Source organism: Vibrio sp. 1562 (genome assembly GCF_033340155.1).
Lineage (GTDB): Bacteria > Pseudomonadota > Gammaproteobacteria > Enterobacterales > Vibrionaceae > Vibrio > Vibrio alginolyticus.
In genome coordinates this window covers 77,520-97,415 of the sequence record NZ_JAWOVY010000009.1, presented here as the reverse complement: position 1 = coordinate 97,415, position 19,896 = coordinate 77,520, and the positions used below count along the sequence as shown (strand labels likewise).

At 45.0% G+C, this 19,896-nt stretch carries 17 protein-coding genes; 16 read left to right on the top strand and 1 reads right to left on the bottom strand.

Annotation, left to right across the window (positions count from 1 at the left end; translation table 11 throughout):
- Nucleotides 1-103: 103 nt before the first annotated feature.
- Complete coding sequence (map, locus tag R7Z49_RS11730) at nucleotides 104-982, bottom strand: type I methionyl aminopeptidase (RefSeq protein WP_005380326.1); 879 nt, start codon at nucleotides 980-982, stop codon at nucleotides 104-106.
- 384 nt (nucleotides 983-1,366) lie between these two features.
- On the opposite strand from map, the gene rpsB reads away from it, so the two are divergent.
- The 16 genes from rpsB to dnaE all read left to right on the top strand — a co-directional run bounded on the left by rpsB (nucleotide 1,367) and on the right by dnaE (nucleotide 19,885).
- Nucleotides 1,367-2,095 (top strand): 30S ribosomal protein S2, encoded by a 729-nt coding sequence (rpsB, locus tag R7Z49_RS11725; RefSeq protein ID WP_005380327.1) that lies wholly within the window; start codon nucleotides 1,367-1,369, stop codon nucleotides 2,093-2,095.
- 132 nt (nucleotides 2,096-2,227) lie between these two features.
- On the top strand, nucleotides 2,228-3,073 hold the full coding sequence (tsf, locus tag R7Z49_RS11720) for a translation elongation factor Ts (RefSeq protein ID WP_005380328.1): 846 nt from the start codon (nucleotides 2,228-2,230) through the stop codon (nucleotides 3,071-3,073).
- 147 nt (nucleotides 3,074-3,220) lie between these two features.
- Nucleotides 3,221-3,946, top strand: coding sequence for a UMP kinase (pyrH, locus tag R7Z49_RS11715; protein ID WP_005380329.1), 726 nt, complete (start codon nucleotides 3,221-3,223; stop codon nucleotides 3,944-3,946).
- Nucleotides 3,947-4,046: 100 nt separating this feature from the next.
- Entirely contained in the window at nucleotides 4,047-4,604 is a 558-nt protein-coding gene (frr, locus tag R7Z49_RS11710; protein WP_005380330.1) for a ribosome recycling factor, read from the top strand.
- A gap of 96 nt (nucleotides 4,605-4,700) precedes the next feature.
- Nucleotides 4,701-5,456 (top strand): isoprenyl transferase, encoded by a 756-nt coding sequence (locus R7Z49_RS11705; RefSeq protein ID WP_005380331.1) that lies wholly within the window; start codon nucleotides 4,701-4,703, stop codon nucleotides 5,454-5,456.
- A 12-nt stretch (nucleotides 5,457-5,468) separates the two neighbouring features.
- The gene (locus R7Z49_RS11700) at nucleotides 5,469-6,311 is read left to right on the top strand and encodes a phosphatidate cytidylyltransferase (RefSeq protein WP_005385351.1); all 843 of its coding nucleotides are present in this window, start codon (nucleotides 5,469-5,471) and stop codon (nucleotides 6,309-6,311) included.
- Nucleotides 6,312-6,361: 50 nt separating this feature from the next.
- Nucleotides 6,362-7,567, top strand: coding sequence for a 1-deoxy-D-xylulose-5-phosphate reductoisomerase (gene ispC / locus R7Z49_RS11695; RefSeq protein ID WP_005385353.1), 1,206 nt, complete (start codon nucleotides 6,362-6,364; stop codon nucleotides 7,565-7,567).
- Nucleotides 7,567-8,925, top strand: coding sequence for a sigma E protease regulator RseP (gene rseP, locus R7Z49_RS11690; RefSeq protein ID WP_318111677.1), 1,359 nt, complete (start codon nucleotides 7,567-7,569; stop codon nucleotides 8,923-8,925). The genes ispC and rseP overlap by 1 nt, the downstream gene beginning before the upstream one ends.
- 44 nt (nucleotides 8,926-8,969) lie before the next feature.
- Nucleotides 8,970-11,384: an outer membrane protein assembly factor BamA gene (bamA, locus tag R7Z49_RS11685; protein WP_005391802.1), complete on the top strand. Its 2,415-nt coding sequence runs from the start codon at nucleotides 8,970-8,972 to the stop codon at nucleotides 11,382-11,384.
- A gap of 13 nt (nucleotides 11,385-11,397) precedes the next feature.
- Nucleotides 11,398-11,907 (top strand): OmpH family outer membrane protein, encoded by a 510-nt coding sequence (locus R7Z49_RS11680; RefSeq protein ID WP_165935368.1) that lies wholly within the window; start codon nucleotides 11,398-11,400, stop codon nucleotides 11,905-11,907.
- 6 nt (nucleotides 11,908-11,913) lie between these two features.
- A complete protein-coding gene (gene lpxD, locus R7Z49_RS11675) occupies nucleotides 11,914-12,945 on the top strand; it encodes a UDP-3-O-(3-hydroxymyristoyl)glucosamine N-acyltransferase (RefSeq protein WP_005380347.1) in 1,032 nt (343 codons plus the stop codon).
- A gap of 232 nt (nucleotides 12,946-13,177) precedes the next feature.
- Nucleotides 13,178-13,630, top strand: coding sequence for a 3-hydroxyacyl-ACP dehydratase FabZ (gene fabZ, locus R7Z49_RS11670; RefSeq protein ID WP_005380349.1), 453 nt, complete (start codon nucleotides 13,178-13,180; stop codon nucleotides 13,628-13,630).
- A gap of 1 nt (nucleotide 13,631) precedes the next feature.
- Nucleotides 13,632-14,420, top strand: coding sequence for an acyl-ACP--UDP-N-acetylglucosamine O-acyltransferase (gene lpxA, locus R7Z49_RS11665; protein WP_005380357.1), 789 nt, complete (start codon nucleotides 13,632-13,634; stop codon nucleotides 14,418-14,420).
- Between the two features lie 119 nt (nucleotides 14,421-14,539).
- Nucleotides 14,540-15,679, top strand: coding sequence for a lipid-A-disaccharide synthase (gene lpxB, locus R7Z49_RS11660; protein ID WP_318111675.1), 1,140 nt, complete (start codon nucleotides 14,540-14,542; stop codon nucleotides 15,677-15,679).
- A gap of 9 nt (nucleotides 15,680-15,688) precedes the next feature.
- On the top strand, nucleotides 15,689-16,324 hold the full coding sequence (gene rnhB / locus R7Z49_RS11655) for a ribonuclease HII (RefSeq protein ID WP_085570097.1): 636 nt from the start codon (nucleotides 15,689-15,691) through the stop codon (nucleotides 16,322-16,324).
- A gap of 81 nt (nucleotides 16,325-16,405) precedes the next feature.
- Nucleotides 16,406-19,885 carry a DNA polymerase III subunit alpha gene (dnaE, locus tag R7Z49_RS11650; protein WP_005385364.1) on the top strand — a complete coding sequence of 1,160 codons (3,480 nt, stop codon included), beginning with the start codon at nucleotides 16,406-16,408 and terminating at the stop codon, nucleotides 19,883-19,885.
- Nucleotides 19,886-19,896 lie beyond the last annotated feature (11 nt).

Genomic DNA, 19,896 nt, shown 5'->3' with positions numbered 1-19,896 from the left:
CCATCCGTGCAAGCTAATCTAATAACAATCTAACAAATTTGCGGCAGATAAAAAATATCCCCGCCGAAGCAGGGATATAGTAAACAACGAGTGGTTGTCAGCTTTACGCGTTTTTCATTAGGCGAGGAATCGTATCGTCGCTACGAAGCGTCAGTACTTCACAACCTTCTTTTGTTACTACAATGGTATGTTCCCATTGCGCAGAGTTCTTGCCGTCGCCCGTGTAAACAGTCCAGTCATCTTGTGCATCAACAGAGCAACCAAATTTACCTGCGTTAATCATCGGCTCAATAGTAAAGCACATGCCTTCTTTTAATACGCGGCGGTCTTTGTTCTTGTAATGAACCACTTGTGGTTCTTCATGGAACTCATCGCCGATACCGTGACCACAGAAGTCTTTCACAATAGAAAACTTGTTGCGAGGATTGTTCTTGTTGTTCTCTTTGATGTACTTCTCGATAGCTGTACCGATGTCGCCAACTGTTGAACCTGGCTTAACGGTACGCATACCAACGTACAGTGCTTCTTGAGCTACCATGCACAGACGTTTGTTTGCAGGCGAAACATCACCGACTAGGAACATCTTAGAAGTGTCACCATGGTAACCCTGAGGACGCACGCTCAGATCGGCATTCTCATCATTTGGAACGATTACGGTAATATCAACGTTTAAGATGTCACCATCTTTTAGTACCGCCGGCTTCATTTGGCCGTTGCTACCGATTTCGTCTTTTTCCGCTGGAATACCGTGGCATACGATATGGTTGATTGAAGTACAGATCGACTTAGGGAAACCATGGTAATCAAGCGGAGCAGAGTATGCACCTTTTTCTAGAGCGTACTCATGACAGATTTTGTTTAACTCTTCTGTCGTCACACCAACTTTGATGTGTGGTTCGATCATTTCTAGAATCTCTGCGGCTAGCTTGCCCGCAATGCGCATGCGTTCTATTTCTTCAGCAGTTTTAATCTTGATTGACATTGGCTTTCTCTACTTATTCCTAAGCACGTAAACGTGCGAATGGCCGCATTCTATCAGACATCGGGGCGTTAACCCAAGTTAGATAGGAATATGCATCATTCTTAATTCGATCATATGTTTAAAGTTTTGCTTATAAATAGGAGAAAGTGGCTCGGTGAAGAAATAATTTTTACTAGCCACAGTGAGCTAAAATATGGTATAAAGCGCGCCGGAATAGAGGACTGTTCTCTTCGTTTAGCAAAGTTAAGCGGCGAAGCAAGCTTCATCCGAATAACCTTTTATCTTTAAATCACACACATTCCGTCACATATTCCGGGGTGCTGAGCAGAAGCTTGGTCGGAGTTATGGGGAATGTGGAGGCCTAACCCCATAGAGGATTTTAAAATGGCAACTGTATCAATGCGCGATATGCTAAAAGCTGGTGTTCACTTCGGTCACCAGACTCGTTACTGGAACCCAAAAATGAAGCCATTCATCTTTGGCGCTCGTAACAAAGTTCATATCATCAACCTAGAAAAAACTGTACCAATGTTCAACGACGCTCTAGCTGAACTAGCTAAAGTTGGCGAGAAGAAAGGTAAGGTTCTATTCGTAGGTACTAAGCGCGCTGCATCTGAAGCTGTTAAAGAAGCTGCAATCGCAAGCAACCAGTTTTACGTAAACAACCGCTGGTTAGGCGGTATGCTTACAAACTACAAAACAGTTCGTCAGTCTATCAAGCGTCTAAAAGAACTAGAGACTCAATCTCAAGACGGTACTTTTGACAAACTAACTAAGAAAGAAGCTCTAATGCGTACTCGCGAAATGGAGAAGCTAGAGAAATCTCTTGGTGGTATCAAAGACATGGGCGGCCTACCAGACGCTCTATTCGTAATCGACGCTGATCACGAACACATTGCAATTAAAGAAGCTAACAACCTAGGTATTCCAGTATACGCTGTGGTAGATACTAACTCTAACCCAGACGGCGTTGACTACGTAATCCCAGGTAACGACGACGCGATCCGCGCTGTACAGCTATACCTGAACGCTGCTGCTTCAGCAGTATCTGAAGGTCGTAACAAAGACGTAGCTGCAGTTGCTGAAAAAGACGGTTTCGTAGAAGCTGAATAATAGCGGCTCTGTGTCACACTTGGTCTATGTGAAACCTTTGTGTAGCATAAACTAAGTTATAGTTAGCAATGGGGGCCGACAATGTTAGGCCCCTGTTTTTTACCTTATTTCGAATCAAACGAGGAAGACAGAATGGCAACTGTAACTGCTGCTCTAGTTAAAGAACTTCGCGAGCGTACTGGCGCTGGCATGATGGAATGTAAGAAAGCGCTTGTAGAAGCAAACGCTGACATCGAACTAGCAATTGAAAACATGCGTAAATCTGGCGCAGCGAAAGCAGCTAAGAAAGCTGGTAACGTTGCAGCTGAAGGCGCAATCATCATCAAAGAAGAAAACGGCGTTGCTGTTCTTCTTGAAGTTAACTGCCAAACTGACTTCGTTGCTAAAGACGGTAACTTCACTGCATTCGCAGAAGAAGTTGCAGCTGCAGCTCTAGCTTCAAAAGCTTCTGTTGAAGAACTACAAGCACAATTCGAAGACGCACGTGTAGCTCTAGTAGCTAAAATCGGTGAAAACATCACTATCCGTCGCGTAGAATACGTTCAAGGCACTGCAATCGCTTCTTACCGTCACGGTGAGAAAATCGGTGTTGTTGTTGCTGGTGAAGGCGACGCAGAAACTCTTAAGCACGTTGCAATGCACGTTGCTGCTTCTAAGCCAGAGTTCGTTAACCCAGAAGACGTACCAGCTGACGTAGTAGAAAAAGAGAAAGCGGTTCAAGTTGAAATCGCAATGAACGAAGGCAAGCCTGCTGAAATCGCTGAGAAGATGGTTGTTGGCCGCATGAAGAAATTCACTGGCGAGATCTCTCTAACAGGTCAAGCTTTCATCATGGAGCCTAAGAAAACTGTAGGCGAAATGCTGAAAGAAAAAGGCGCTTCAGTTTCTACGTTCGTTCGCCTAGAAGTAGGTGAAGGTATCGAGAAGAAAGAAGAAATGAGCTTCGCTGAAGAAGTTGCAGCAGCTCAAAAAGGTTAATCCTTAGAGACTGTATAAAGATTAGACCGTAGCCAAGGCTGCGGTCTTTTTATGAGCAGTGAACGATTAGCCGTGATGAATAGCCATAACTGAAGTTGTGTCTATTCATGACTGTTAATCAACAACTCTCTTTGGAAGGTAAACTCCATGACTACGAACCCTAAACCAGCGTATCAACGTATTCTATTAAAACTGAGTGGTGAAGCTCTTCAAGGTGAAGACGGTTTTGGTATTGATCCTGCGGTCCTTGATCGTATGGCACAAGAAGTTAAAGAACTGGTTGAACTGGGTGTTCAGGTTGGTGTAGTTATCGGTGGCGGTAACTTGTTCCGTGGTGCAGGCCTAGCTGAAGCTGGTATGAACCGCGTAGTTGGTGACCACATGGGTATGCTTGCTACAGTAATGAATGGCCTAGCGATGCGTGATGCTCTTCACCGTGCATACGTAAATGCGCGCGTTATGTCTGCAATCCCTCTAAAAGGCGTATGTGACGACTATAATTGGGCTGATGCGATCCGTGAGCTTCGCCAAGGCCGAGTTGTCATCTTCTCTGCTGGTACTGGTAACCCGTTCTTTACAACGGATTCTGCTGCTTGTTTACGTGGTATCGAAATTGAAGCGGATGTCGTACTAAAAGCGACGAAAGTTGATGGTGTATTTACTGCTGACCCTGTAGCAAACCCAGACGCAGAGCTGTATGATAAGCTATCTTATGCAGAAGTTCTGGATAAAGAGCTGAAAGTTATGGACTTGGCGGCGTTTACGCTAGCTCGTGACCACAAAATGCCAATCCGCGTATTTAATATGAACAAGCCAGGCGCACTACGTCGCGTGGTAATGGGCGAAGCAGAAGGCACGCTCATCAACGAATAAGCTTGGCTTAAGGTGCCACTCCAACGCGTTAGGGTGGTGCTTGCTTTGCTCAACCGTTTTAGGCTTTCTTCAGGAAAGATGACATTTTTAAGGTGAAACTGTGATTAACGAAATCAAAAAAGACGCGCAAGAGCGCATGGATAAAAGCGTTGAAGCGCTTAAGAACAACCTTTCTAAAATTCGTACAGGTCGTGCACACCCAAGCCTACTATCTGGTATTTCTGTAGAATACTACGGTGCAGCAACACCTCTAAACCAAGTAGCAAACGTTATTGCTGAAGATGCACGTACACTTGCAATCACGGTTTTTGATAAAGAGCTGACGCCGAAAGTAGAAAAAGCGATCATGACGTCTGACCTTGGTCTAAACCCTATGTCAGCTGGCACTATCATCCGCGTTCCACTTCCACCGCTAACGGAAGAGCGTCGTAAAGACCTAGTTAAGATCGTTCGTGGTGAAGCTGAAGGTGGTCGTGTTGCTGTTCGTAACATCCGTCGTGACGCAAACAACGATCTTAAAGCGCTTCTAAAAGATAAAGAAATCTCTGAAGATGAAGACCGTAAAGCACAAGACGAAATTCAAAAGCTAACTGACGTTGCAGTTAAGAAGATCGATGAAGTTCTTGCTGCAAAAGAAAAAGAGTTGATGGAAGTTTAATACTCCCACACACATCACTGTTGGAAAACGCTGTGCTCACAGCTCAGCGTTTTTTTATGTTAGTCTATCCAACTGATGGAACTCAATTAACTCCCTATGCAAAATTCTCAAGCCTTCTCTGATTCCCTTCCTAAGCATATTGCCATCATTATGGACGGTAATGGCCGTTGGGCTAAGTCCAAAGGAAAACCTCGCGTATTTGGTCATAAAAAAGGCGTTAGTGCCGTTCGTAAGACCGTGGCTGCTGCTTCAAAACTAGGCATTAGAGCCATGACGCTGTTTGCTTTTAGTAGTGAAAACTGGCGTCGTCCGGAGGAAGAAGTGGGTCTTTTGATGGAACTGTTTATCACGGTCCTGTCTAGTGAAGTAAAAAAACTACACAAAAATAATTTACGGTTGCGCGTGATCGGTGATACCAGTCGATTTAGTGAGCGTCTACAAAAGAAAATTGTAGAAGCAGAAAACCTAACGGCAGATAACACGGGTATGGTGATCAACATTGCAGCCAACTATGGCGGTAAATGGGACATCACAGAAGCTGCTAAAACGTTAGCGCTAAAAGCACGTAACGGTGAAATTCGTGTAGAGGATATCAATGAGCAGCTAATCACTGAGCATTTGACCATGGCAGACCTACCGGAAGTGGATCTTTTAATTCGCACCAGTGGAGAGTGCCGCATCAGCAACTTTATGTTGTGGCAAATGGCTTATGCAGAAATGTACTTTACACCAGAGTACTGGCCAGAATTCGATGAAGACAGTTTGGTAGAAGCTGTGACTTGGTTTATCAACCGAGAACGTCGTTTTGGCTGTACAGGTGAACAAATAAAGGCATTGATGGCAGCTCAATAAGGACTAGTTAGTTTGAAACAGAGAATAATAACAGCACTAATTTTAGCTCCCCTGGTTATTTTAGGCATTTTTAAATTACCGCTAATGGGCTTTATTGCCGCTTTAACTGCAATAACGCTATTAGGTTTTTGGGAGTGGACTCAGTTTACAGGAAGCAACTCTCGCATTGCTGCCCTTGTGCCGGCAATCATTATTACCGGACTTAGTTTTCTATACATCTCGCCTGATGCATATAGCCTCAATCACTTAACGACACCTCATTATGTCGTCTTGGGTATTGGTTTTGTTTGGTGGATTATTGCTAGCTTAATGGCGATTACTTACCCCAAAACGACGAAATCTTGGCAAAGTAATTTTGTTTTACGTCATGTATTTGGTTTTCTGACATTAATCCCATTCCTTTGGAGTGTGATTATTCTCAGAGCGTATGACATCACTGTAGATCCATACCACGGCGCAAAGCTTGTGTTGTACGTTTGTTTCTTGGTATGGGCTGCAGATAGCGGCGCCTACTTTGCAGGCAAAAGCTTAGGCAAACGTAAGATGGCTCCTCATGTAAGCCCCAATAAAACCATTGAAGGGCTAATTGGTGGCATTATCACGGCATTAATCGTAGCGTGGGCATTTGCTGATTGGTTCGATATCCAGTTCACTAGCCCTGTCCATATGGTGCTGATTACGCTGGTTACTGTCGTTATTTCAGTGCTTGGTGATCTGGTTGAAAGTATGTTCAAACGTGTCTCAGGCATTAAAGACAGCAGTAACATTATCCCAGGGCACGGTGGTGTGCTAGATCGTATCGACAGCCTAACCGCAGCATTCCCAGTTTTTGCTCTTCTTTACTACGTATTCTAATTTATCAGGAGCGGCGTCGTCGCTCCTGAGCTTTCTAACGGTCTTACAACATGCAAAAGTTAACGATTCTTGGTGCTACTGGATCAATTGGTGCAAGCACGCTTAAAGTGGTCGAACAAAACCCAGATCTGTTTTCTGTCGTTGCCTTAGCGGCAAGCACTAACGTTGAAAAGATGATCGGTCTATGTCGTCAGTGGCAACCTAAATATGCGGTCATGGCAGATAAAGCTGCGGCGTCTCAACTTCAAGCTGAGCTACACTCGGTTTCGCCAGGTACCGAAGTGCTAGGTGGTGTTGATGCGCTATGCCATATTGCTTCGCTGGACGAGGTCGACAGTGTAATGGCTGCTATTGTAGGAGCAGCCGGCTTATTGCCTACCATGGCTGCCGTGAAAGCAGGTAAGCGAGTCTTGTTGGCAAATAAAGAAGCACTTGTAATGTCAGGCCAGCTATTTATTGATGCCGTTGAAGAATTTGGCGCAGAGCTACTTCCCGTCGACAGTGAACACAACGCCATTTTCCAATGTTTACCACAGCAAGTACAAACCAATCTAGGTCGTTGCAATTTACAAGAACATGGCATTTCTCATATTTTGTTGACTGGATCTGGTGGTCCTTTCCGTTACACTGACATCGCAGAACTGGAGCAGGTGACACCCGCGCAGGCGATTGCTCATCCAAACTGGTCGATGGGGCCAAAAATTTCTGTTGATTCTGCCACGATGATGAACAAAGGCCTTGAGTATATCGAAGCTAAGTGGCTATTTAATGCTGCTCGCGAACAACTGAAGGTGGTTATTCATCCTCAATCGGTAATTCATTCTATGGTTCAGTATCGTGATGGTTCGGTCTTGGCACAAATGGGAGAAGCGGATATGGCGACGCCAATTGCGCTCACCATGTCATACCCGTCAAGAGTGGAAGCTGGGGTTAAGCCGCTAGACTTCACGAAAGTTGGTGAGCTGACGTTTTTGCAGCCTGATTTTGCTCGTTACCCATGTTTAAAACTCGCAATTGATGCCTGTTATGAAGGTCAACACGCAACAACAGCATTGAATGCAGCTAATGAAGTCGCTGTTGATGCATTTTTAAATAACAGACTAGGTTTTACCGATATTGCTCGCATCAATGAGTCTGTGTTGAATAAAATCAACGCAAGCTGCAAAGCTGAGAATGCGAATAGCTTGGAAAGCTTGCTCGAGCTAGATAGAATGGCACGAACTATTGCCCTAGAAACCATACGCGAGCGTAGCTGATGACTGGTATATTGTGGAATCTCATTTCTTTTATCGTCGCACTGGGCATTCTTGTTGCCGTGCACGAATTTGGGCATTTTTGGGTTGCTCGCCGTTGCGGCGTTAAAGTTGAAAAGTTTTCAATCGGTTTCGGCAAGTCTATTTGGAGTAAAGTAGGCAAAGACGGAACGGAGTACAGCATCTCAATGATCCCTCTCGGCGGCTATGTGAAAATGGTTGATAGCCGTGTCGATGAGGTGCCAGAACATGAGAAGCACCTAGCGTTTGATAAGAAGCCGTTATGGAAGCGAACCTCTATTGTTGCGGCTGGCCCCATCTTTAATTTTCTTTTCGCAATTTTTGCCTATTGGCTGGTATTTCTAATTGGTATCCCGGCTGTTAAGCCTGTAATTGGTGAAGTTACGCCCAATTCGATTGTTGCGGAAGCTGGAATTGAATCTGGAATGGAACTTAAATCGATATCTGGTATCAAAACTCCGGATTGGGAATCAGTAAATATGGGATTGATTTCTCATATTGGCGATGATTTGATGACGGTAACACTAACGTCAGCGAATGAAGTTGGTTCAGAAGTAACGAAAACGCTCGATTTACGTGAGTGGAAGTTCGACCCAGAAACTCAGGCAGCGATGCAGTCGTTAGGTTTTACTCCGTATACACCGGAGGTGTATCGAGTTATTGAGCAGGTCTCGCAAGGTGGAGCGGCGGAAAAAGCTGGTGTGCTTCCAGGTGATGAGGTTGTCGCAATTGGTCAACAACGCGTAACCGAATGGAAGCAAGTGGTTGAAGCGGTTCGTTCTAATCCTGATACACCGCTTGAATTGACGGTGTTACGTCAGGGTTATGAGCAAACATTGACGCTGACGCCCGGTAGCCGTGAGCTAGCTAACAAAGAAGTCGTTGGTTTTGCAGGTATTGCACCTAAAGTCGCAGAATGGCCAGAAAGTTATCGCTTCGATCTTCAGTTTGGTGTATTCGAGTCAATAGGTAAAGCAGTAGACAAAACTGGCCAAGTCATTGGTTTGACAATCAGCATGCTTAAGAAGCTTATTGTTGGAGACGTTGGTCTGAATAATCTGAGTGGACCAATATCAATAGCCAAAGGCGCAGGCGCGACAGCAGATTATGGTTTGGTCTACTTTTTAGGTTTTCTCGCTCTAATTAGTGTTAATCTAGGTATTATTAATCTCGTTCCTTTACCAATGTTGGATGGCGGTCATTTGTTGTTTTTTGCAATTGAAGCAGTCATTCGACGTCCTGTTCCTGAGAAAGTGCAGGAAATGGGCTTTAGAATTGGTGGTGCGATCATCTTCTCGCTCATGGCGTTAGCGCTATTTAATGATTTTACTCGTCTGTGATAGTTCAGAGACAAAAGCAGTAGCAAGGAATAATTAGAACAAGTATGGCGATTAAGCGAATTCTATTTGCAAGTTTACTGGCGACCAGTGTATCTGCAAATGGAGCAGAGAACTTCGTAGTTCAAGATATTGAAATCGATGGATTGCAGCGTGTAGCACTGGGTGCTGCATTGTTGAAAATGCCTGTACGTGTCGGTGATACCATTGGCCAAGGCGATGTTGCAGAAATTATCCGCGCCCTGTATGCATCTGGTAACTTTGAAGATGTGAAAGTGTTGCGTGACGGTGGTGTTCTGATGGTTCAAGTCAAAGAACGTCCTACCATTGCAAGCATCTCTTTTTCAGGTAACAAAGCAATCAAGGACGAGCAGCTACAAGAAAACCTGAACGCGTCTGGCGTTCGTGAAGGTGAAGCGCTTGACCGCACCACGCTAAGCAACATTGAAAAAGGCTTAGAAGACTTTTACTACAGCGTAGGTAAATACAACGCAACAGTAAAAGCGGTGGTGACTCCACTACCACGTAATCGTTCTGATCTTAAGTTTGTCTTTACTGAAGGTGTGTCGGCAAAAATTCAGCAAATCAACTTTATCGGTAATGAAGTGTTCAGTGATGAAGAACTGCTTTCGCGCTTTAACTTAAATGTTGATGTGCCGTGGTGGAATTTCCTTTCTGATGAAAAGTATCAAAAGCAAGTTCTTGCAGGTGATATTGAAGCACTCAAATCATTCTACCTGGATCGTGGTTACTTAAAATTTAACGTTGATTCGACACAAGTTGCAATCTCTCCTGACAAGAAAGGGGTATACATTACTCTTGGTCTAGAAGAGGGCGAGGTTTACACCGTTAAGGACGTGAAGTTCCGTGGTGATTTGATTGGTGAGGAAGCGACGTTCGAAAGACTTGTGCCATTTGAAGACAATGAGACATACAACGGCTCGTTGGTGACTTCAATGGAAGAAGGGATTAAGCGTGTGCTTGGTGAGTCCGGTTATGCTTATCCTCAAGTGAATACCATTCCAGAGTTTGACGACGAGAATCAAGAAGTTTCTTTGGTCGTTAACGTAGACCCGGGTAACCGAATTTATGTTCGTGATATTCGCTTCACGGGTAATAACTCAACCAAAGATGAAGTCCTTCGTCGTGAAATGCGTCAGATGGAAGGCAGTTGGTTGAACTCGAAATCGATTGAAACGGGTAAAACTCGTCTAAATCGTTTGGGCTACTTTGAAAATGTTGAAGTACAGACGGTTCGAGTTCCTGGTAGTGATGATCAAGTTGACCTAGTTTACTCTGTCAAAGAAGCAAACTCTGGTAGTGTTAACTTCGGTGTTGGCTACGGTACAGAATCGGGTGTGAGCTTCCAGGTTGGCCTGCAACAAGATAACTTTATTGGTAGCGGTAACCGTGTTGGTATCAACGCGATGATGAATGACTACCAGAAAAACATCAGTCTAGATTACCGTGATCCGTACTGGAACTTAGACGGTGTAAGCTTAGGTGGTAAGGTTTTCTATAACGAATTTGAAGCTAAAGAAGCCAATATCGTTGACTATACCAACGAAAGCTATGGCGCGAGCTTAACGTGGGGCTTCCCATTCGATGAGTTGAACCGTTTTGAATTCGGTGTCGGTTATACGCACAACAAGATCGGTAACTTATCGCCTTACTTGCAGGTAGAGCAGTTCTTACGAGCACAAGCAGACAACATTGATTCTAGTGGAGCGTTGAACACAAACGACTTCGACTTCAATATCTCTTGGACACGTAATAACTTAAACCGTGGCTATTTCCCAACAGCAGGTAACCATCAACGTGCATTCTATAAAATGACCGTACCTGGCTCTGACGTTCAATATTTCAAAATGCAGTACGATGTTCGTCAGTATGTGCCATTGACTAAAAAGCACGAGTTTACCCTCTTGTTCCGTGGCCGCTTAGGTTACGGTAATGGTTACGGTCAAACGGATGGTAACGATAACTTGTTCCCATTCTACGAAAACTACTACGCAGGTGGCTTTACATCGCTTCGTGGCTTTGGCTCAAACTCTGTTGGTCCTAAAGCGGTTTACCGTGATACATCTGGTTCAAACAATGGCGCAGATACAGCAACAGATGACTCTGTTGGTGGTAACGCCGTAGCGCTAGCAAGTGTTGAGTTGATTGTCCCAACACCATTTGCATCAGAAGAAGTACAAAACCAAATTCGTACCAGTATCTTCTTTGATATGGCAAGTGTTTGGGATACGGAGTTTGACTACCGCGATTCAGGTGCGGAATATGGTGACCGTTACTACTACGATTACTCAGATCCAACCAACTACCGCTCTTCTTACGGTGCGGCGTTGCAGTGGATGTCTCCAATGGGGCCACTAGTATTCTCACTAGCGAAACCAATTAAGAAATTTGATGGCGATGATGAAGAGTTCTTCACATTCACTATCGGTAGAACTTTCTAAAGAGGAAAATATTTTGAATAAAATGATCAAAGCGGCTGGGATTGGCCTTCTTGCACTGAGCTCTTCAATGTTTGCAAATGCGGCAGAAGCTGCACAGAAAATTGCTTACGTAAATACAGCTCAAGTTTTTCAAGCTCTTCCTCAACGTGAAGTTGTACTACAAAAAATGCAGAAAGACTTCAAAAGCAAAGCTGATGAACTGAAGTCAATCCAAGCACAAGCTAAAACAAAGATTGAGAAGCTACAACGTGACGGCGAGCTTTTGGGTCAAGACGAAGTTGAAAAGCTACGTATCGATATCGCGAAGCTCGACAGCGAGTACAAAGTGAAAGCACAAGCACTTGAAAAAGCAAGTGCGCGTCGTGAAGCTGAAGAAAAAGCGAAGCTTTTCAAAACGATTCAAGATGCAGTTAAGAAAGTCGCAGACAAAAATGGTTACGATCTTGTGATTGATATCTCTGCTTTGCAGTACGGCAAGCCAGAATACAATATCTCTGAAGACGTAATTAAAGCTCTAAAATAAGAAGTTATGAAGACATTAACATTAGCCGAATTGGCGACAATTACCGGGGGTGAGCTGTTTGGTGACGAGTCTCTCGTTGTAAGCCGTGTTGCTCCAATGGATAAAGCACAAGAAGGTGACGTAACCTTCTTGTCTAACCCAAAATACGCAAAACACCTTTCTGAGTGCCAAGCTACCGTTGTTATGGTAAAGGCTGAGCATAAAGATCAATGCGTTGGAAATGCGCTAGTGGTTTCAGACCCTTATGTCGCATTTGCTCGTGTGGTCCAAGCGATGGATACCACACCAAAACCGGCAGACGATATTGCACCAAGTGCTGTGATTGCCGCTGACGTTAAGATGGGTGAGAACGTTACAATCGGCGCTAACGCTGTGATTGAAACGGGCGTGGAACTCGGCGACAACGTAAGTGTTGGTGCTGGTTGTTTTATCGGTAAGAACGCCAAGCTAGGGAATAACACCAAGCTTTGGGCTAATGTCACTATCTACCATGAAGTGTCATTGGGTGATGACTGTCTCGTTCAATCGGGTACCGTCATTGGCTCTGATGGCTTCGGTTACGCGAATGACAAAGGCGAGTGGATTAAAATTCCTCAGCTTGGTTCAGTGCGTATCGGTAACCGCGTTGAGATTGGTGCTTGTACTACGATTGACCGCGGTGCACTCGAAGATACTATCATTGAAGACAATGTCATTCTGGATAACCAACTTCAAATCGCGCACAACGTGCAGATCGGATATGGTACCGTGATGCCTGGTGGTACTATTGTCGCGGGCAGTACAAAAATTGGTAAGTACTGCCAGATTGGCGGCGCGTCTGTTCTGAATGGCCATATCACTATCGCAGATGGTGTGGCGATTACAGGTATGGGCATGGTAATGCGCAGTATCGAAGAAAAAGGCCTTTACTCATCAGGTATCCCACTACAAACGAACAGAGAGTGGCGTAAGACCGCAACTCGAGTTCACCGTATTGATGAGATGAATAAGCGCCTAAAAGCGGTTGAAAAACAGCTGGAACAGAAAGAAGAAATTTAGAACAAGTTATCTTTCGCTCTGTATTTAACACGAAGGCTAACAAGTTCTAGTTCCATATTCTGTAAGAAGACTCGCGAAATGCGGGTCTTTTTCTTCTATAATGACGCGCTCTAAGTAGATTTAACTCCAAGATGGTGCGTATTTTGCTAGTATATTGCAAAGCGATTCGGCTTTACGACCTGTTGCCACGTTTGCCATCTTGGCGGCAAAAAATTGATATAGGAAGACGACTTTGACTACTGAAAAGAAAACGATGAACATCTCTGAAATTCAAGAGCTACTACCTCATCGCTACCCATTCTTATTGATCGACCGAGTGATAGACTTCCAAGAAGAGAAGTACCTTCACGCGATTAAAAACGTGTCGGTTAACGAACCTCAGTTCACAGGTCACTTTCCTCAACTACCAGTATTCCCAGGTGTTTTGATTTTAGAAGCAATGGCTCAGGCAACAGGCTTACTTGCATTTAAATCATTTGGTGCACCAACAGAAAATGAACTGTACTACTTTGCAAGCGTAGACGGCGCGAAATTCCGTAAACCAGTGGTTCCGGGCGACCAATTGGTTATTGAGGTAGAATTTCTGAAAGAACGTCGCGGCATTGCTGCATTTAGCGGTGTAGCAAAAGTTGACGGCGAAGTGGTATGTTCTGCAGAACTGAAGTGTGCTCGTCGAGAGTTTTAATATGATTCATGAAACCGCTAAAATCCACCCGGCAGCGGTGGTAGAAGAGGGCGCCAAAATTGGTGCTAACGTAACAGTAGGTCCTTTTACGTACATCACCTCTACGGTTGAAATTGGTGAAGGCACAGAAGTGATGTCTCACGTTGTGATCAAAGGTCACACAACTATTGGCAAAGATAACCGTATTTTCCCACATGCTGTCATTGGTGAAGAAAACCAAGACAAAAAATACGGTGGTGAAGACACAACTGTGGTTATCGGTGACCGTAACGTCATTCGTGAAGCGGTCCAAGTTCACCGCGGCACAGTGCAAGACAAAGCAACCACGATCATTGGTGATGACAACTTATTGTGTGTTAATGCACACGTTGCGCATGATGTTGTTATTGGTAACCACACTCATATCGGTAATAACTCGATTCTTGGTGGTCACGTTACTGTTGATGACTATGCCGGTGTGATGGCACTGTCTGCGATTCATCCGTTTTGTACAGTAGGCGCTTACGCATACATTGGCGGCTGTTCAGCTGTGGTGCAAGATGTCCCAGCTTATGTACTCGCGCAAGGTAACCACGCTACTCCATTCGGCTTGAACCTTGTTGGCTTGAAGCGTAATGGCTTTGAGAAACCAGAGATTCGTGCGCTACAAAAAGCGTATAAAGAAATCTACCGTTCAGGTAAGACGCTAGAAGAAGTGAAGCCTATTCTGGCTGAAATGGCTCAAGAGTGGCCGGCTGTGAAGCGTTTCTCAGATATTCTGGAAACGACGGAACGTGGCATTATTCGTTAATTGGCGAATGAACCAATAAATAAAAAGATCGTGACCAAATTTGAGGTTACGATCTTTTTGTGTTTTATGGATAAGGCAAACCGTTATCCATAGCGCACAGGAAAAATAGCGAAGTAGATATGGAAAGACCATTACGTATTGGCATCATTGCCGGAGAATTGTCTGGCGATACGCTAGGTGAAGGCTTTATCAAAGCAGTAAAGCAACAATATCCAGACGCAGAGTTCGTAGGCATTGGTGGTCCGAAAATGATAGCCCAAGGTTGCGAGTCTCTGTTTGATATGGAAGAGCTTGCGGTGATGGGATTAGTCGAGGTTTTAGGCCGCTTACCGAGACTTCTTAAAGTGAAAGCTGAGCTCGTTCAGTATTTTACTCAGAATCCGCCTGATGTTTTCGTCGGGATCGATGCTCCTGACTTCAACTTACGCCTGGAGCTTGACCTCAAGCAAGCGGGCATTAAAACCGTTCATTACGTGAGTCCGTCTGTTTGGGCTTGGCGTCAGAAGCGCATCTTTAAAATAGAAGCGGCAACGAACTTGGTGCTAGCATTTCTTCCGTTTGAGAAAGCGTTCTACGACAAATTTAATGTACCTTGCGAGTTCATTGGTCATACCTTGGCTGATGCCATCCCACTAGAATCAGAACAAGCGCCTGCACGTGAGTTGCTTGGTTTAGAACAAGATAAAAAGTGGCTTGCTGTCCTGCCAGGCAGTCGTGGTAGCGAGTTAAAAATGCTCTCAGAGCCATTTATTGAAACCTGCAAGTTACTCCATAAAAAATTTCCAGAACTGGGGTTTGTTGTCGCGCTTGTTAATCAAAAACGCCGTGAGCAGTTTGAACAAGCATGGAAAGAGCTAGCGCCAGAGTTGGACTTCAAGTTAGTTGATGACACCGCACGCAACGTCATCACCGCATCCGATGCCGTGATGTTGGCCTCCGGTACCGTAGCGTTGGAGTGTATGCTTCTCAAGCGTCCAATGGTGGTGGGTTATCGTGTGAATGCATTTACTGCTTTCTTAGCTAAACGTCTATTGAAAACGAAGTATGTGTCATTGCCGAATATCTTGGCGGATGATGAGCTCGTCAAAGAATATCTACAAGATGAGTGCACACCAGACAATTTGTTTACTGAGGTTTCTCGCTTATTGGAAAGCGACAATAAACCGATGTTAGATAAGTTTACGGAAATGCATCATTGGATCCGTAAAGATGCGGATCAACAAGCCGCAAACGCGGTTCTAAAACTGATTGAAAAATAGAGATTTATCATGGCTGTTAAACCAAAAGCGACCAAAACCAAAGTTGAACTCCCTCCGTTTGAATATCCGCAAGGTTACCAGCTTGTGGCCGGAGTCGACGAGGTAGGACGTGGCCCTTTGGTGGGAGACGTCGTCACCGCTGCGGTTATCCTTGATCCTCACAATCCTATTGAAGGGTTGAACGATTCGAAAAAATTGACCGAAAAGAAACGCATGGCGTTGCTTCCTGAAATCAAAGAAAAAGCATTGGCGTGGGCGGTCGGGCGTTGTTCTCCTGAAGAAATCGATCAACTGAATATTTTGCAGGCGACTATGGTTGCGATGCAGCGTGCAGTGGCGGGGTTACAGGTTCAACCTGATTTGGTGTTGATTGATGGTAACCGTTGTCCGGAGCTGCCAATGGATGCTCAAGCTGTAGTAAAAGGCGATCTACGTGTTGCCGAAATCAGTGCGGCGTCAATTATTGCCAAAGTCGTGCGTGACCAAGAGATGGAAGAGTTGGATAAACTTCATCCACAATTTGGCTTCGCGAAGCACAAAGGTTACCCAACTAAAGCGCACTTTGAAGCGATTGAGCAACACGGAGTGATCAGTGAACACCGCAAGAGTTTCAAGCCAGTAAAAAAAGCGTTAGGCATAGAATAATCAAACGATCTAATTGGTGTTATAAACCCAACCTCTTTAGGTTAGAATCCCCAACAAAATAGAGTTACACGGTACCTGTTAATGTCAGATCCCAAATTCATCCACCTGCGTGTTCATAGTGACTTCTCGATGGTGGATGGCCTCAACAAAGTTCCGCCAATCGTAAAGAAAGTTGCTGAGCTCGGTATGCCCGCAATGGCGTTGACCGACTTTACCAACCTATGTGGTTTGGTGAAGTTTTACGGTACGGCGCATGGCAGTGGTGTTAAACCGATCATTGGTGCTGACTTTAAAATGCAGTCGGACGAGTTTGGTGAAGAGCTGACACAAGTGACTTTGCTTGCGGCGGATAATGTAGGTTATAAGAACCTGACGTTATTGATATCAAAAGCGTACTTACGTGGACATGTTCAACACCACCCTGTGATTGATAAAGCCTGGTTGGCTGAAATGTCTGAAGGCTTGATTGTATTATCCGGCGGTAAAAGCGGGGAAATTGGTCGCGGCCTTTTGAAAGGCAACCGTCAAATAGTGCAGGGGTGTGTTGATTTTTATAAACAGCATTTTCCAGATCGCTTTTATCTTGAGCTACTTCGTACCGGTCGTCCAGATGAAGAAACTTATCTTCACTTTGCGGTTGAATTGGCAGAGCAGCAAGACTTGCCAGTAGTGGCGACCAATGAAGTTGTATTCCTGAGTCCAGACCTATTTGATGCTCATGAAATACGCGTAGCGATTCACGATGGTTACACATTAGAAGATCCGCGTAGGCCAAAAAACTACAGTCCGCAGCAATATCTTCGTACAGAAGAAGAAATGTGTGAGCTGTTTGCTGATATTCCTGAAGCGTTAGAAAACAGTGTCGAGATAGCGAAGCGTTGTAACGTGACTGTGCGCTTAGGTGAGTACTTCCTACCAGCTTTCCCAACCGAAGGGATGAAAGAGACTGAGTTCCTAGTCATGAAATCCCGAGAGGGGTTGGAAGAGCGTTTAGAGTTCCTATTTCCAGATGAGGAAGAGAGAAAACGTCGCCGCCCTGAATATGATGAACGTCTTCAGATAGAGCTAGATGTTATCAACCAAATGGGATTTCCTGGTTACTTCTTGATCGTAATGGAGTTCATCCAGTGGTCAAAAGATAATGGAATTCCTGTCGGTCCTGGACGTGGTTCCGGTGCTGGTTCTTTGGTGGCTTACGCACTAAAAATCACCGATCTGGATCCACTAGAATACGACTTGCTGTTCGAACGTTTCTTGAACCCAGAACGTGTTTCGATGCCCGATTTCGACGTCGATTTCTGTATGGATAAACGTGACCAGGTTATTGACCACGTTGCGGAAATGTACGGTCGTGACGCGGTGTCTCAGATCATCACGTTTGGTACCATGGCGGCAAAAGCGGTAATCCGTGACGTTGGCCGCGTATTGGGCCACCCATTTGGTTTTGTTGATCGTATTTCAAAGCTGATCCCGCCCGATCCAGGTATGACGCTAGATAAAGCGTTTAAAGCTGAACCTGCACTACCTGAATTGTATGAGGCCGATGAGGAAGTTAAAGAACTCATCGACATGTGTCATATTTTGGAAGGCTGTACGCGAAACGCCGGTAAACACGCTGGTGGTGTTGTAATTTCACCTACAACAATTACCGATTTTGCGCCAATTTATGCAGACGCTGAAGGTCACTTTCCGGTTACTCAATTTGATAAAAACGATGTTGAGACCGCTGGCCTAGTTAAGTTTGACTTCTTAGGTTTACGTACCTTAACCATTATTGACTGGGCGTTAGGGCTGATTAACCCACGCCTAGAGCGAGAAGGTAAAGAACCGGTTCAAATTGAATCCATACCGTTAGAAGACCCCGCCTCTTTCCGTTTGTTGCAAAACTCTGAAACGACAGCAGTATTCCAGCTTGAATCTCGAGGCATGAAAGAGCTGATCAAACGACTTCAGCCAGACTGTTTCGAAGACATCATCGCATTGGTAGCACTCTTCCGTCCGGGTCCTTTGCAATCGGGCATGGTAGATAACTTTATCGACCGTAAACATGGTCGAGAAGCGATCTCTTATCCAGATGAAAAGTGGCAACACGAGTCGCTAAAAGAGACGCTAGATCCAACCTACGGCATCATCCTGTACCAAGAGCAGGTAATGCAGATTGCGCAGATCTTAGCAGGTTACACGCTAGGTGGTGCGGACATGCTTCGTCGTGCAATGGGTAAGAAAAAGCCAGAAGAGATGGCAAAACAACGTGCTATCTTTGAAGAAGGTGCGATAAAGAACGGTATCGATGGCGAGTTGGCGATGAAAATCTTCGACTTGGTAGAGAAGTTCGCCGGTTATGGTTTTAACAAATCGCACTCTGCTGCTTATGCATTGGTTTCTTATCAGACTCTTTGGCTGAAAACACATTACCCTGCCGAATTTATGGCTGCGGTAATGACAGCCGATATGGATAACACGGAAAAAGTCGTTGGCTTGGTCGATGAGTGTTTCCGTATGAAGCTCACCGTGCTGCCACCAGACATCAACTCTGGCTTATATCGCTTTAATGTTGATGAAAATGGCGCAATTGTTTACGGTATTGGTGCGATAAAAGGGGTAGGTGAGGGTCCTATCGATGCGATTCTTGAGGCGAGAAATAAAGGTGGTCACTTTAAAGACCTATTTGATTTCTGTGCTCGAGTTGATCTAAAACGCGTCAATAAACGAGTGATAGAGAAGCTGATTTACGCGGGCGCGTTGGATCGACTAGGCCCACACCGCGCGGCGATGATGGCGTCACTCAATGATGCGGTAAAAGCAGCAAGTCAACATCACCAAGCTGAAGCGTTTGGTCAAACGGATATGTTTGGTGTGCTAACGGATGCACCTGAAGAAGTAGAGCATAAGTATACGCAGGTTCCGCCTTGGCCAGAAAAAGTGTGGTTAGAGGGCGAGCGTGATACCCTAGGTCTATATTTGACAGGGCACCCAATTAACGCCTACGTAAAGGAACTAAACAAATACACCAGTTGTCGACTAAAAGACGCAACGCCCACTCGCCGCGACCAATCTGTCACGGTGGCAGGTCTGGTTATTGCCGCTCGTGTAATGACGACTAAGCGTGGTACACGAATTGGCATTATGACACTGGATGACCGAAGTGGTCGCATGGAAGTGATGTTGTTCTCAGATGCACTGGATCGATACGCTGAACTTCTCGAAAAAGACAGAATTTTGGTCGTTTCTGGACAGGTCAGCTTTGATGACTTCAACGGTGGCCTTAAAATGTCGGCGCGTGAAGTTATGGATCTCGGCAGTGCGCGCGAGAAATACGCTCGTGGTTTGTCGGTATCGATAGATGCAAATCAGATCAACGATCAGTTTTTTGAGCAGTTCAGCCGTATTTTAGAACCGCACAAAGCCGGAACCGTACCCGTCAATGTATACTACCAGCGTGCCGACGCCAGAGCGCGGTTAACATTGGGCACCGAGTGGCGAGTTACGCCAAGTGATACATTACTCGACGATTTAAAACAGTTGCTTGGCAAAAGCCAGGTAGAACTCGAATTTAACTAAAAATTCAGCGC

What these genes read in the sequence shown, in the direction of transcription:
- map (WP_005380326.1), bottom strand. Translation starts at nt 982, where the DNA reads ATGTCAATCAAGATTAAAACTGCTGAAGAAATAGAACGCATGCGCATT.
- rpsB (WP_005380327.1), top strand. Translation starts at nt 1,367, where the DNA reads ATGGCAACTGTATCAATGCGCGATATGCTAAAAGCTGGTGTTCACTTC.
- tsf (WP_005380328.1), top strand. Translation starts at nt 2,228, where the DNA reads ATGGCAACTGTAACTGCTGCTCTAGTTAAAGAACTTCGCGAGCGTACT.
- pyrH (WP_005380329.1), top strand. Translation starts at nt 3,221, where the DNA reads ATGACTACGAACCCTAAACCAGCGTATCAACGTATTCTATTAAAACTG.
- R7Z49_RS11705 (WP_005380331.1), top strand. Translation starts at nt 4,701, where the DNA reads ATGCAAAATTCTCAAGCCTTCTCTGATTCCCTTCCTAAGCATATTGCC.
- ispC (WP_005385353.1), top strand. Translation starts at nt 6,362, where the DNA reads ATGCAAAAGTTAACGATTCTTGGTGCTACTGGATCAATTGGTGCAAGC.
- rseP (WP_318111677.1), top strand. Translation starts at nt 7,567, where the DNA reads ATGACTGGTATATTGTGGAATCTCATTTCTTTTATCGTCGCACTGGGC.
- bamA (WP_005391802.1), top strand. Translation starts at nt 8,970, where the DNA reads ATGGCGATTAAGCGAATTCTATTTGCAAGTTTACTGGCGACCAGTGTA.
- lpxD (WP_005380347.1), top strand. Translation starts at nt 11,914, where the DNA reads ATGAAGACATTAACATTAGCCGAATTGGCGACAATTACCGGGGGTGAG.
- lpxA (WP_005380357.1), top strand. Translation starts at nt 13,632, where the DNA reads ATGATTCATGAAACCGCTAAAATCCACCCGGCAGCGGTGGTAGAAGAG.
- lpxB (WP_318111675.1), top strand. Translation starts at nt 14,540, where the DNA reads ATGGAAAGACCATTACGTATTGGCATCATTGCCGGAGAATTGTCTGGC.
- rnhB (WP_085570097.1), top strand. Translation starts at nt 15,689, where the DNA reads ATGGCTGTTAAACCAAAAGCGACCAAAACCAAAGTTGAACTCCCTCCG.
- dnaE (WP_005385364.1), top strand. Translation starts at nt 16,406, where the DNA reads ATGTCAGATCCCAAATTCATCCACCTGCGTGTTCATAGTGACTTCTCG.